This window comes from Rhodopirellula sp. SH410 (assembly GCF_055811895.1).
Genome location: NZ_CM147949.1, coordinates 3,009,199 through 3,022,389 on the forward strand (window position 1 = coordinate 3,009,199; position 13,191 = coordinate 3,022,389).

General features: G+C 57.4%; 9 protein-coding genes and 1 other RNA gene. 9 read left to right on the forward strand and 1 reads right to left on the reverse strand.

Features of this window, described 5'->3' with window-relative positions; translation table 11 throughout:
- Nucleotides 1-46: 46 nt before the first annotated feature.
- Nucleotides 47-733 (reverse strand): DUF2141 domain-containing protein, encoded by a 687-nt coding sequence (locus tag SH410x_RS10995; protein WP_473676548.1) that lies wholly within the window; start codon nt 731-733, stop codon nt 47-49.
- A 174-nt stretch (nt 734-907) separates the two neighbouring features.
- On the opposite strand from SH410x_RS10995, the gene ffs reads away from it, so the two are divergent.
- The 9 genes from ffs to SH410x_RS11040 all read left to right on the forward strand — a co-directional run bounded on the left by ffs (nt 908) and on the right by SH410x_RS11040 (nt 12,748).
- An RNA gene (gene ffs, locus SH410x_RS11000) (signal recognition particle sRNA small type) lies at nt 908-1,002 on the forward strand.
- Nucleotides 1,003-1,073: 71 nt separating this feature from the next.
- Nucleotides 1,074-2,894 carry a DNA polymerase III subunit gamma/tau gene (gene dnaX, locus SH410x_RS11005; protein ID WP_473676549.1) on the forward strand — a complete coding sequence of 607 codons (1,821 nt, stop codon included), beginning with the start codon at nt 1,074-1,076 and terminating at the stop codon, nt 2,892-2,894.
- A 27-nt stretch (nt 2,895-2,921) separates the two neighbouring features.
- Nucleotides 2,922-3,308 carry a YbaB/EbfC family nucleoid-associated protein gene (locus SH410x_RS11010; protein WP_473676550.1) on the forward strand — a complete coding sequence of 129 codons (387 nt, stop codon included), beginning with the start codon at nt 2,922-2,924 and terminating at the stop codon, nt 3,306-3,308.
- The gene (recR, locus tag SH410x_RS11015) at nt 3,305-3,904 is read left to right on the forward strand and encodes a recombination mediator RecR (protein WP_473676551.1); all 600 of its coding nucleotides are present in this window, start codon (nt 3,305-3,307) and stop codon (nt 3,902-3,904) included. Before SH410x_RS11010 ends, recR begins: the two co-directional genes overlap by 4 nt.
- A gap of 124 nt (nt 3,905-4,028) precedes the next feature.
- Nucleotides 4,029-5,522 carry an RNA polymerase factor sigma-54 gene (gene rpoN / locus SH410x_RS11020; protein WP_473676552.1) on the forward strand — a complete coding sequence of 498 codons (1,494 nt, stop codon included), beginning with the start codon at nt 4,029-4,031 and terminating at the stop codon, nt 5,520-5,522.
- 21 nt (nt 5,523-5,543) lie between these two features.
- A complete protein-coding gene (locus tag SH410x_RS11025) occupies nt 5,544-6,200 on the forward strand; it encodes a peptide chain release factor family protein (protein WP_473676553.1) in 657 nt (218 codons plus the stop codon).
- A 313-nt stretch (nt 6,201-6,513) separates the two neighbouring features.
- Nucleotides 6,514-7,797, forward strand: coding sequence for a serine--tRNA ligase (gene serS, locus SH410x_RS11030; RefSeq protein WP_473676554.1), 1,284 nt, complete (start codon nt 6,514-6,516; stop codon nt 7,795-7,797).
- Nucleotides 7,798-7,832: 35 nt separating this feature from the next.
- Nucleotides 7,833-10,676 carry an alanine--tRNA ligase gene (alaS, locus tag SH410x_RS11035; RefSeq protein ID WP_473676555.1) on the forward strand — a complete coding sequence of 948 codons (2,844 nt, stop codon included), beginning with the start codon at nt 7,833-7,835 and terminating at the stop codon, nt 10,674-10,676.
- Between the two features lie 887 nt (nt 10,677-11,563).
- Complete coding sequence (locus SH410x_RS11040) at nt 11,564-12,748, forward strand: DUF1559 family PulG-like putative transporter (RefSeq protein WP_473676556.1); 1,185 nt, start codon at nt 11,564-11,566, stop codon at nt 12,746-12,748.
- The last annotated feature ends 443 nt before the right edge of the window (nt 12,749-13,191 follow it).

Here is a 13,191-nt window from a genome sequence, read left to right on the forward strand (position 1 = left end):
TGGGAGTTGCGTTCTGGCGAACGCAGCGACGCGGTGGGTTCATGCGTTACCAAATCTTCAGCTCGAGCTCTTCGTCAGGCTCGAGGCGATCGATGACCGCCTCGTCAAACCCGGGCGGTCCGACTTTGCCTCGCGCGGCATTACTGAAACCGTAGCGTTCGGCGGGAACGCCAAGCAGATTTCGGTCGAGTAGCCCGTTCTCGTTGACGTCTTGAAATGCCGCGATGGCGAACGTGGGCGGCAATAGGTCAATCGGGATCAGGCATTCCGCCTCCGCCTCGGGTTCGATCGCGATCGAACGTTTCCAGATCGCAAATTCGGGCTCATTGAAGTGCTCGCTGGTGGAATAGACGGCAATGCGGATCGTACCGTTGTCGCTCGCGGGGGCCTCCGTCGTGGCACCTTTGATTCGCAAACGGAACGTCGGCCCCTCGATTTGCTCGTCCAGGCTGCCATCGGTCGCGGCGAATGCGTTCGATGTGGACTCATCGGATGGCTTCGCGAACATCTGAGATGACGGAAAGGCGGGTTTGCGAAAGCGATTCTGTTGGAACAGCAAAATCGCGACCCCTATTAACAGGATGGCCGCGGCGAAACTCATCAAGAGCGAGCCATGATTCTCTTTCCACTGATCTGAGTAGGTTCTCCAGGACGGATCGCCACGCTGATGCGGCGGTTTACGCTTCTTGCCGGCATGGTTCGGGTGGGGCGTGGCTGGCTGGTGAGGATCCACAAAAAAATCTCCGGAAATGGCATCGCAGGAACGGTATGAAAAGTCTCGATGGCGTTTTGTACTCTATTTCACCACATTTGCGGAATCTGCGGTTAGTCGCCGCACGCATCTTTCGCGAATCGGTTTGGTGTTCTAGAATGGGCGACGCCGTCGGGAACGATTTCCCCGCGTGATGGTGGCGACCCTTGCGACTGCAAGCTGTGAACCTGGTCAGGCCTTAACTGGAGCAGCCATAAGCAGTGCCGCTTTGTGTGAGGGTCGCCTCCATCGCGCGGGCGATTTGTGACCCGGCATGACCCCTTTTCGGATCGATTCTTACGGTTAAATACACGCCGAAAACATGGGCACTTCTGCGAGCGAACAGGAATCTGGTAACGACTCCTATGTCGTGGTCGCTCGCCGGTATCGACCGCGAGATTTCGATCAATTGGTCGGCCAAGATCATGTGGCCAAGGCGTTGCAGGGCGCGATTGAGACCTCGCGGGTTGGGCATGCTTACCTGTTCACGGGGGCACGGGGAGTTGGCAAGACCAGCACTGCGCGGATTTTTGCCAAAGCGCTGAACCATCCCGGTGGCCCCACGTCGCACCCGGATAGCGAAAGCGACGTCTCCCAAGCAATTGACTCGGGGGAAGACGTCGATGTGATTGAGATCGACGGGGCCAGTAATCGGGGAATCGACGAAATTCGATCCCTGCGGGCCAACGTGGGTGTGCGACCGAGCCGATCGCGGTACAAGATTTACATTATCGACGAAGTCCACATGTTGACGGGCGCGGCGTTCAATGCGCTGTTGAAAACGCTCGAAGAGCCGCCTGAACATGTGAAATTCATCTTTTGCACGACCGATCCAGAGAAAATTCCGATCACCGTGCTCAGCCGCTGCCAGCGATTTGATTTCGCGCCGGTGGAGTCCAGCAAAATCGTCGGTCGGCTCCGTGAAATCGTTGCCGCGGAAAAGAGTACCGCCGAAGAGGAAGCGTTGGAGTTGCTCGCCCGCCGTGCGTCTGGGTCAATGCGTGACAGTCAATCGCTGCTCGAGCAGGTGCTCAGCTTCAGTGATGGGCACCTGACGGCTGATCAAGTCCACACGATGCTCGGCACGGCCGACGATCAACGTTTGCATCGGCTTGCCCAAGCAATGCAGGCTCGCGACGCAGCCTCCGCTCTCACGCAAGTCGACGAGGCTGTGGCGGCGGGCGTCGATGCCGGCCGGCTGACCGAGCAAATGCTGGGGTTCTTCCGCGATTTGATGACTGCCAGTGTGGGGTGCGACGCTTCGATGTTGCGCTACGCGGCCGGTTCGATGCACCCGTCCTTGGTGGAATTGGGCCAGCAGTGGGGGCTGCAAACGGTGCTCGCCATTGTGGGCTTGGTTGACGAAACCTTGGTGCGAATCCGACACAGTGTTCACGCCCGCGTGCTGCTGGAGTCGACCTTGATTCAGATTTGCCATCTGCCCGACCTACAAGCGATTGTCGATTTGACCGCCGCGGCGCAGAGTCTCGCGGCGGACGGTAGCGAAAAAAAAAACGCGATAAATAGAGCGCGGCCCGCAGCGGTCGGTGCCGCGAGTCCTGCGGGTGCCGCGAGTCCTGCGGGTATGGCAGCCACCACGCCTTCCGCAATACCGCAGACGCCCGAACCGCCGGGTGCGGGATCTGCACCACCCGTGGGGACGCCTTCGCCAGGTCCGGTTCCGCCAACAGCAAATCCGACAGCCGAAAATCCGCCCGCAGTCGGTGCCACCTCGGCTGCACTGATTACCGAGGCCGAACTACAATCGTCATGGCGACAGATTCTCGACGAGATGGATCCGATGACGGCAACGTTGGTCAAAGCGGCCGAGAAATTTGGGGTCTCCCAACCAGGGATCGTCGAGTTGACGTTCCCGGAGGCGTCTGGATTGGCGATGAGCCGCTGTGGTTCGCCCCAGAACAAAGACGAGATTGTTCGCACGATCGCCCGTGTCACCGGTCGCCAGCTCAGTGTCACGTTAGTCACCGGAACCAAAGCACCACCGATTCAGCAAGCCGCGGCCAAACCTAAGACGCAGAATCGAATGCAGCGGATGCGAGAGATTGAAGCGAACCCGATGGTGCGTGCCTGCATCGATCTACTCGGCGCCGAAATCGTTCGAATTGATACGCCACGATCTTAAAACCTAACTTATTGAAGGACGATTTCTATGTTCAAAGGACTCGGTAACCTCGGCAACATTGCCTCGATGATCGGCAAACTGCAGGATCTGCCTGATTACATGAGGCAGCTCAACGAGCGAATGAAATCAGAGCGGGTTTCGGCGAGTTCCTCTTGCGGCCACGTGACGGTAACGATGAATGGCATCGGCGAAGTTCAGAATGTCGAGGTCAGTTCCGAGGTCTTTGGTGAGGGAGCCGACGGGGCGCTGCCGCCGGAGCGACTCAGCCGCGCGTTCCAGGAAGCGACCAATTCGGCTGGCGCCGATGCCAAGCAGCTCTACGCCAACGCGGTCAGCCAGCTCGCCAGCGATCTCAATGTGAATATCCCGGGCATGGATGGAATCCTGGCCAGCATTACCGGCGGCAATGGATGAGCAGTCATGCGGGGGCCGTCTCGCAGCTCGTCGATCGGCTCAGCCAGTTGCCTGGAATCGGTCGCAAGAGCGCCGAACGCCTGGCGTTCCACTTGCTGCGCGTTCGGGAAGACGAAGCGTTAGCGCTCGCCGATGCGATCCGCCGTGTGCGGACGGATGTTCGCTACTGCGCCGCCTGTTTTAATTTGTCGGAGCAAGAATACTGCCAGATTTGTGCGGACCCGAATCGCGACACCACGCGGCTGTGTGTTGTCGAGCAGCCGCGAGATTTGCTCAGCCTCGAGGCCTCGGGGGCCTTCAAGGGGCTCTATCACGTGCTGCTCGGGCGGATCGCGCCGCTCGATGGCGTCACGCCGGATCAATTGACGATCGATGCGTTGGTCGATCGCGTCCGAACGGGAAAATTTTCCGAGATTATCATGGCGACCAACCCGACCGTTGAGGGCGACGGGACATCGCTATATCTGTCCAATCAATTAAGCGAATTTCCTGTGGAAATCACCCGATTGGCTCGCGGAATCACCGCCGGCAGCGTTCTTGAGTACGCCAACCGCGAGATCATTGCGGATGCCCTGACCGGGCGACAGAAACTCTGACCGTTTTTTTTGCACGTCAAATTTAAGAAAAAAATCAAACCGTTCTTACCGTTGGCACCGTATTCGCTCTAGAATGCGAGGGACGTGTTATCAGGTAACTTTTCTTAGAGAGAATGGGATTCCCATGCGGATGTCAGTGGGGCTGCACGCCCGACAGAGCCAGGTGCAGAAACTCGCACCTCGGATGATCCAGTCGATGGAAATTCTGCAGATGCCAACGCTCGCGTTGCAGGAGCGGATTGAGCAAGAGATGAACGAGAACCCGTTGCTTGAGCAGGTCGCGGGCGATCCGATGTCGCCCGATGATGCCGACGACGATTCGTCGAGCAAAGATTCTCGCAGCGAAAATGAAAAAGAGCTGGTCGTCGATAACGACCACAACAACAAGGACGATTTTGAGCGGTTGCTCAATATGGACGCCGATTCATCGAGCAACTTCGACGACTCGTTTCGCCGCAGCAGTAACCGCATGTCCGAGGAAGCGGACCGGCGGCACGACATGATGGCCAATGCCCAGTCCCGCCCGGAATCGCTCAACGATTTCTTGCTGCATCAACTCGCCGAGATGGACATCGACGACGAGGTCGAGCAGATCGCCGAGCGAATCATTAGCACGCTCAACGCGTCCGATGGCGGTTACCTGCGCACACCCATCGCCGACATGCTGCCGCCGGGCCATACGAAAGAGGATCTCGCCAAGGCGGAGGAAGCCCTGCGTTTGGTGCAGTCGCTCGAGCCGACCGGAATCGCGGCCCGGGATCTCGCCGAGTGCCTGGTCCTGCAACTCGATCCAGACAGTCCTCACTACGACGAATTGCAGAAACTGATTCGGTTTTACCTGAATGACTTGGCCGAAAATCGTCTGCCGCAAATCTCGAAGAAAACAGGGTTCTCGATCGAGCAGATCCAGGAATTGCGGATGGAACTGCACCTCCTCAATCCCAAGCCCGGCGCTGCGTTCTTGGAAACCTACGTTCCCAACGTCACCCCCGATATCATTCTCGAGCAAGACGAATCGGGTGAGTATCGCGTTCGCCTCGATGACGATCGCGTTCCCAATCTATTTATCAGCAAGTATTACCGCAGTCGCTTGCAGGCCTCGGATTGCTCGGCGGAAGAACGCGAGTTTATCAAGCAGAAAATCAACGGTGCCCAGTGGTTGATTGATTCGATCGAGCAACGCCGGAGTACCTTGACGAAAGTCTCCGAGGCCATTGTCGAACACCAAAAACGGTTTCTCGATGAGGGGCCCGAAGCGATCGAACCGCTCAAAATGCAGCAGATCGCCGACAAGGTAGGCGTCCACGTGACCACCGTTAGCCGGGCCGTTGACGATAAATGGATTCAAACCCCTCGCGGTATTCTGCCGCTGCGACGGTTCTTCGTCGGCGGCACCCAAACCGAGGACGGTGACGATGTCGCATGGGATACAATCCGTTTGAAGTTGCAAGAATTGATCGACAAGGAAGACAAGAGCAAGCCGTTTAGTGACGAAGCCTTGGTCGAGGAACTGCACCATTCGGGGATGACCGTCGCCCGCCGTACGGTCACGAAATATCGTAAGAAGATGGGCATCCCCAGCAGTCGGCAACGACGCGACTGGACACTCAGTTCGTGATCGAAAGGGTGAGGTTTTAAAGTGCCGTCGCGCCGCGACGAACATGTGATGTCCGACAACAATCCATCATCCGATTCCCGCTCCCCGCGTGCCGACCCGTCGTCCGCGGAGATGCCAAGTCCCAGCCAGCGGCTGGCGTTGACGCATGTTGCCTCGCCCCATCCGGCCGTCTGGGAAATCGATGACCTGCTTTCGAAGTGTGAATTCCGCATGCAGTCGCGAAGCGGCCCCGGTGGCCAGCATCGCAACCGCACCGCCTCAGGTGTTTTTGTCACTTTTCGGCCTGCGGAGATCACGGCGGAAGCGACGGAACAGCGGAACCAGCACCGCAACCGAGATGTCGCCATCCGCCGTCTGCGCTACGTTTTGGCCGTCGGCCTACGAACGACCTCGCCGCTGGCGGCGGAGCCCGACGTGCTGCCCGAATCACTCGAGCAGGCAGTCCGAGATCGCTTTCGCGGCACGCCACTGAAACTCGCGGAGGACAACCCGCTCAACCCCGCCGTGATCGCCTTATTGCTGAATGATCTGCATGTCGCCGGCGGTCAGCCGAGCCTGGTGGCTCCCCTCTGGAAGGTCTCGACCAGCCGCATCGTGGCGTTGCTGCGGACGCATCATCCCGCCTGGACGCTGGTGAATCGCATCCGTGCCCATCACCAGCGTAAACCGCTGCGATGAGGGCCGACTGCTAAACACTCGTTCGTTGCGACCGCTGCCAGACTGTCGCGCCCTCGCACGCGACGCGAAACACCGAAAGTTTGGCCTGCGTCGCGATGTCCTTAAATGGCCCAGCAATCCCAGCAAAACGTACTTTTTTTGCTGTCGGCTGGGCCGAGCGAAGCAGACTTCGGGACCTTTGGCCCGCCATACGGCAACTTCCTTGCGCCGGACCCGCGAACCGGGCCTGCGAAAAGTCGGCAACTTTCGTTAAGTTGTGCGTTTTACGCTCAGACTCCCGTTCGTTGTTCCTCTCTCACGTTGCTCTCCGCCGATGCTCGATCGCAAATTTATTCTGCAAAACCCGGATCTAGTCGCCCAAAACTCGGCGCGGCGCGGGGTCAAGGTCGACGTGCAATCGATTTGCGAACTCGAAACGCAGCGATTGGCGGCGCTACAAAAATCTCAGGAATTCAATACTCAAGCGAACGAAACGAGCAAACGCATCGCATCGGCGAAAGACGCCGATGAGCGAAACGCGTTGATTGCCGCCGGTCGAGAACTTCGAGACCAGAAAGATGCCGCCGCCGCGGAGCAGAACGAGCTCGATGCCCGCATTCTCGAACTGCAATCGGCACTGCCCAACCTGACCCACCCCGCGGTTCCCGATGGCGGTGAAGAAGACGCTAACGAGCTCGGGTTTGGGAAAACACCACAACCCGTTTTCGATTTCAAGCCAATCGATCATCTCGCTCTCGGCGAAAAGCATGACCTGTTCGATTTCGAGAGCGGCGCCCGCGTGGCCGGATCGGGGTTCTATTTCCTGCGCAACGCCGCCGTTCGATTGGACCTGGCCCTGCAACAGTTCGCGATCAGTTTCCTCTCCGACCGCGGTTTCACGCCCGTCACCACCCCGGACTTGGCGCTGACGAGCGTTTTGCAAGGCACGGGCTTCAATCCACGTGGCCCGGAAACTCAAATTTACAGTATCGAGAACACCGAGCTGAACCTCGTCGCGACGGCGGAGATCCCACTGGGCGGCATGCTCAGCGGCCAGATCCTCGCGAGCGAAGAATTGCCGATCAAGTTATGCGGTTTGAGTCATTGTTTCCGGACCGAAGCGGGCGCGGCGGGACGTGCATCGCGGGGGCTCTACCGGGTCCATCAATTCACCAAAATCGAGATGTTCGCCTTCACGCTGCCCGAGCAAAGTGATTCCGTTCACGAGGAGATGCGTGAGCTGGAGTGCGAGATTTTTGATGCCTTGGAGGTTCCTTACCGTGTCGTCGACACCGCCGCCGGGGACTTGGGCGGCCCCGCCTACCGCAAATATGATCTCGAGGCTTGGATGCCCGGACGCGGTGACGCTGGCGAGTGGGGCGAAGTGACGAGCACGAGCAACTGCACCGACTATCAAGCCCGACGTCTGGACGTGCGATTCAAAACCCCAGGGCAAAAGGGGACTCAGTACGCGCACACTCTCAACGGAACCGCCGTGGCGACAGGACGCGCCATGATCGCCATTTTAGAAAATCATCAACGTGCCGACGGCTCGATCAGCGTTCCCAAAATCCTCCAGCCCTGGGTCGGTAAAGAAGTCCTCGAGCCGATCGCCTAACCAATCCAACCGCATCCCATCAGAAATAAACAGCCATGAAGACAGACGAACTACGCGAAAAATATCTCGAATTCTATGAAACCAAAGGTTGCGTGCGGCAGCCCAGCGACGTGCTCGTGCCGGCCTGGGATCCCTCGGTCCTGTTCACGCCCGCCGGCATGAACCAATTCAAAGATCACTTCCTCGGCAAAGTCAAACTCGACTACACCCGCGCCACCACCTGCCAAAAATGTCTTCGCACCGGTGACATCGATAACGTTGGCCGGACCGCATTTCATCACACGTTTTTCGAAATGCTGGGCAACTTCAGCTTCGGCGACTATTTCAAGCCTGAAGCGATCGCCTGGGCATGGGAATTTCTCACCGACAAGAAGTGGCTGGGCATCGCGCCGGAACGATTGACGGTGACCATTTATAAGGACGATGACGAAGCGTTCCAGATTTGGAATGAATCGATCGGTCTGCCCGGATCCCGCATTGCCAGGATGGAAGAGGACGAGAACTTTTGGCCCGCGTCGGCACCGAGCGAGGGCCCCGACGGCGTGTGCGGACCGTGCAGCGAGATCTATTACAAGCTCGACGACGGTAGTGAAGTTGAGATCTGGAACTTGGTGTTTACCCAGTTCAATCGCGTTGGCGTGCCGCCGAACAACCTGCATCCGCTTCCCAGCAAGAACATCGATACCGGCATGGGGCTGGAGCGAACGGCCAGTGTCCTGCAGGGCGTGCCGACCAACTTCCACATCGATAGTCTGTTCCCGATCGTGCAGGCAGCTGCGGAAGTTTGTGGTGTGAAATATGAATACGACAGCGATCACGGTCGCCGCCTTCGCCGCATTACCGACCATGCTCGCGCGGCCGTCTTTGCGATTCATGAAAATGTGTATCCGGGCCCCAAAGACGCCCGTTCGGTCATCCGCCGCCTGATCCGCCGCGCCGTGCTCGATGGATACCAGATGAACCTGCGTGAACCGTTTCTGTATCAGCTCACCTCCGCGGTGGCCGATGCGTCCAAGGTTGCCTACCCCGAAATGACCCAAACGACACAGCGTGTTAGTGAGGCGATCGAGTCTGAAGAACGAGCGTTCTTTTCGACGATTGACGGCGGCATGAAACGCATCAGCGGTCTCTTCAACGACATGCGATCGGAATCCTCCGTGATGGTGCCAGGCGCCGAAGCAGCCGATCTGCTGACCACGTACGGCGTGCCACCGGAACTCGTGCAAACACTCGCGGCGGAACAGAACTTTACCTTTGATTGGTCCGGTTTCGATAAGGCGATGGAAGCCCACGCCGGCGTCAGCGACGGCGGACAGCGGGTGCTGTTCCAAACCGGTCCACTGGAAACGCTCAAAGAAGCCCTGCGGGAGACACCGTTTATCGGCTACGAATCGACCGAAGCCAGTGCGGTCGTCAAAGGCATCATCACCAGCGACGGCAAGGCCAAAGGCGACGAGGGCCAATTGCTCGCGCACCTCGACCGTCCCGGCGACGCCATCCACCGACTCGTGCTCGATCACTCGCCCTTCTATGGCGAATCGGGCGGCCAAGTCGGTGATACGGGAGTGATCGAAAATGATCATTTCACGTTTGAAGTGATCGATACCCAGCGTCATGCGTCGTTGATCGTGCATCTTGGCAAGCTCACACGCGGTACGCTCAGCGAAGGTGAGATTTGCCTCGCAAAAGTCGACGTCGAAAACCGCACGGCGCTCGCCCGCGCTCACTCGGCAACCCACGTCCTGCACCACGCCTTGCATAACCATGTGGGGCGCCACGCCGAGCAACAGGGCAGCAAAGTCGAGCCAGATCGCTTGCGTTTTGACTTCACGAACCCGAAAGCCATCCCGGACGAGACGCTCGTCGAGATTGAACAGGATGTGCTGGCACACGTCGCCCAGCGAGCCCCGATCCGCTGGGACACCGTCTCGCTCGATGCGGCGCGGAAGGCGGGTGCCATGATGCTGTTCGGTGAGAAATATCCCGATCCGTGTCGGATGGTTTCCATGGGTGAGTTCAGCCGCGAATTGTGCGGCGGCACGCACCTGAGCAATACGGGCGACATCGGCGCCTTCGAACTCGTTGTCGAAGAGAGCGTTTCAACCGGCACCCGCCGGATCGAAGCGCTCACGGGACAACGCGCGACCGAACACCGTGAGCAGACCCAGCGGTTACTCGATCAGGTCGCTGAGCGACTTGGCTGTCAGGCTAACTATGCTGCCGCCGCCACCGAGGTCCTGATCAACGATGTGCGCAGTCTGAAGAAAGAACTGTCGGCCGGCAAAGCCGCTGATCATCCCGCTGAATTCCACTTTGACCCCCGCGCTGCCAAGGCGACCGCGACGGATACATCAAACTACCATGCTGTCCGGGCGGCCGTCCGCGAGCTGACACGGCGTCTCAATGTCGCGATTGATGACGTCACCGAACGTCTCGATGCCCTCTTGGCCGATCGCAGCCGATTGGTGACCGAGTTGAAACAGGTCACCGCTGGTGGCAACTTGTCGGCGGACGACCTGATCGCCTCCGGTGTTACCATTGGTGATACTCTGCTCGTGGTCGCAGACACGCCCGGAGCCAATCCGAACGTGATGCGAGGCTGGATCGACCAAATCCGCAAGAAGAGCAAGGGCCCGACCGCGGTTTTATTGGGCGCAGCTCAAGGTGACAAAGTCGTCCTGGTGGGCGGCCTCAGCCGCGAACTTGTCGACCGTGGTCTCAACGCCGGGCGTTGGGTCGGTGATACCGCCCAAGTTGTCGGCGGCGGAGGCGGCGGACGCGATGACATGGCCCAGGCCGGGGGTAAGGACCCCGCTAAACTGCCGCAAGCGATCGAGCAGGCACGTCAAAGCATGACCGAGCAATTGAGTAAAGGATAATGCTGGACCGCTAATATCTTTGGCGTTGACGCTATTATCCTGCCTTGGATTTTGATTCCGAGCGAAGCCAAAACGTCCCAGTCTCCCCTCTGCCCCACGAAGCGTGGGGGAGAGGGGAGACTGGACAATGGGGTCTGGTCTTCAGGAGGCGGAGATGCAGAAGAAAACTTGCGCAATGCAAAACGCATTGCAACCCCAACGATTTAGCGGTCCAGGATAATGCCCGGTCGCGATCCTTATAGCGCGTTCCCACGTACATAAGAACACCCTTCCGGTGGATGAGCATAAATTATTTGGCCAAACGCTTGAAGTGATCGCAGATTTGTAATAGACGCCCGCTGCTTAATCGCTAAACTCGTCGCCTGATAAAAAACATGCGACTTGCTCTGGCATAAAAATCGGCACAGGAGTCGGAACCCGTCCAACTAGGCGGTGTTTATCCTTCCAGATGATGAATTCCCGCCAGTTGAATGGTTGAATTCTCGCCAGTTGAATATTTGGCACGCGGTGGTCACCTGCCGTTCTGGGGGGTGGCTCTCTGATTGGTGCGTAAAAACACCAGAATTTGTTACGCACGTTTTCTCTACCTCATATCGAAAAATTGATTTCAAATGCGAATTCCTGGGTTGTTAGTCTTTTCTGTTCTTTTGCTTGCATTCGTCATTGGATGTGGCGGATCGGGTGGCCCGAATGTCGTTACCGAACAGGACGAGCTCGCTACTTACGCTGCGGAAAACCCAACTCCGGAAGGTTCGAATCCAGATTGAACGATTTCGTAGAACTTCAAAATGTGAGCGTCTCTTTTTTGAGGTTATCGCCGTCGGCACCGTGATGCATTTGATCGCGGATTGTTTTCCTTGTTTTTTCTATTTTAAAAAGTTACTTGAATGTTAAGTATGAAACGGAGGCAGGCGTTCACATTGGTTGAATTGCTTGTCGTGATCGCAATTATCGGTGTTTTAGTGGGCCTGTTATTGCCTGCCGTCCAGGCTGCTCGTGAAGCAGCAAGGCGGATGAGTTGCAGTAATAATTTCAAGCAAATCGGCTTGGGGATTCACAATTATCACTCTGCTTTCGACCAGTTGCCCAAAGTCAACGGTGGCACGCCGGGTCTAGTGTCCGGCAATAATGTCAACAACAACAACAACAATGAGTTGAGTTGGCTGGTCGGGTTGTTGCCGTTTGTGGAACAGCAGGCTCTGTGGAACCAAATTAGCAATCCGTTGGATTGGAATAATGACGGCACGATTGATTTTGCGGCTATGGGACCCAACCCCCGTCGTACTCTGAATACCCACGCAGCTTCACCCTACGCCCCGTTTCTGACCGAAATACCTGGACTTCGTTGCCCCAGCGATCCTGGCCAAGGGATACCGGGCCAGGGACGTCATAATTACGCTGCCTGTACCGGAGACTCCGCCTATTACAACCAAGGTCCTGAAGACGACCAGGGTCGATTGACAACGGCTCGATCGATTGCGGCGAAAGCGGGTTGTCGCGGATTCTTCGTGTCGCGAGAAAAATCAAGGTTCCGCGATGTATTGGATGGACTCTCCAACACGATTTGTGCGGGTGAAATCGCGTCCGACTTGGGAGACAATGATGTTCGTACACGTGGTGTTCAGCTAACCACGGATCCTACCGTTGCGGGCGGATCGATTGCCTGTCGGCCTTCGATCGATCCAACTCGGCCGAGCTTTTGGTTGTCGACAGCAAACTTTGCTGGTGAAATTGCGGTTCCCGAAGATCGTCGCGGTATGAAATGGGCATTGGACCGCGGGTTGCATGGAGCCGTGAATACCATTCTTCCTCCAAATAACGAACTTTGTATGCAGACCCATTCATTTAATACTGGGGTTATGCCACCAAGCAGTCGACATCAAGGTGGTTGCCACGTATTAATGGGCGACGGAGCCGTCAAGTTTGTTACTGATTCGATCGAAGCTGGTAATTCGTCGAGTCCACATGTCGGTGAAGGTGGCGTACGTCTACCCGCCGGTTCGCAAAGCCCCTTTGGGCTATGGGGTGCATTGGGTACTCGCGCATCGAACGAAACAGGCGCCTCTTTGTAGTCGCTTCTGCGTCAACGATTGTGATTACAAACCTCACCTGCAGATTGTAGGTGAGGTTTTTTTATTGCCCTGCCGTGGAAGAGGGGCAGAGAAAGAGGGGCAACCAATTTGGAGCCTGGGCTACGGCGTATTTTGCACCGATTTGAGTTCCATCCGCTCTCCGCAGAATGCCGCCACCGATCATCTCGCTGATTTTTTAGCTCGTCCGACGGAAACGTACTTCGGGAGGTGCTGTGTCCCTCATGCGCCTTCGTGTCCCTCAGGTCGAGTCCCCACCGCGGTCATTGCGACGAAAATGAACGCAAAGGCGCGAGAGTCGGGGAGGCGCAGAGAAGCGAAAGAATCAGAGGCCGCAATCGGATTTCTCTGCGTCCTTGCGACTCCCCGTCTCTGCGTTGAATTCTTCACGACGATACGGCCGCCCACCTATCAGAAGCGACACG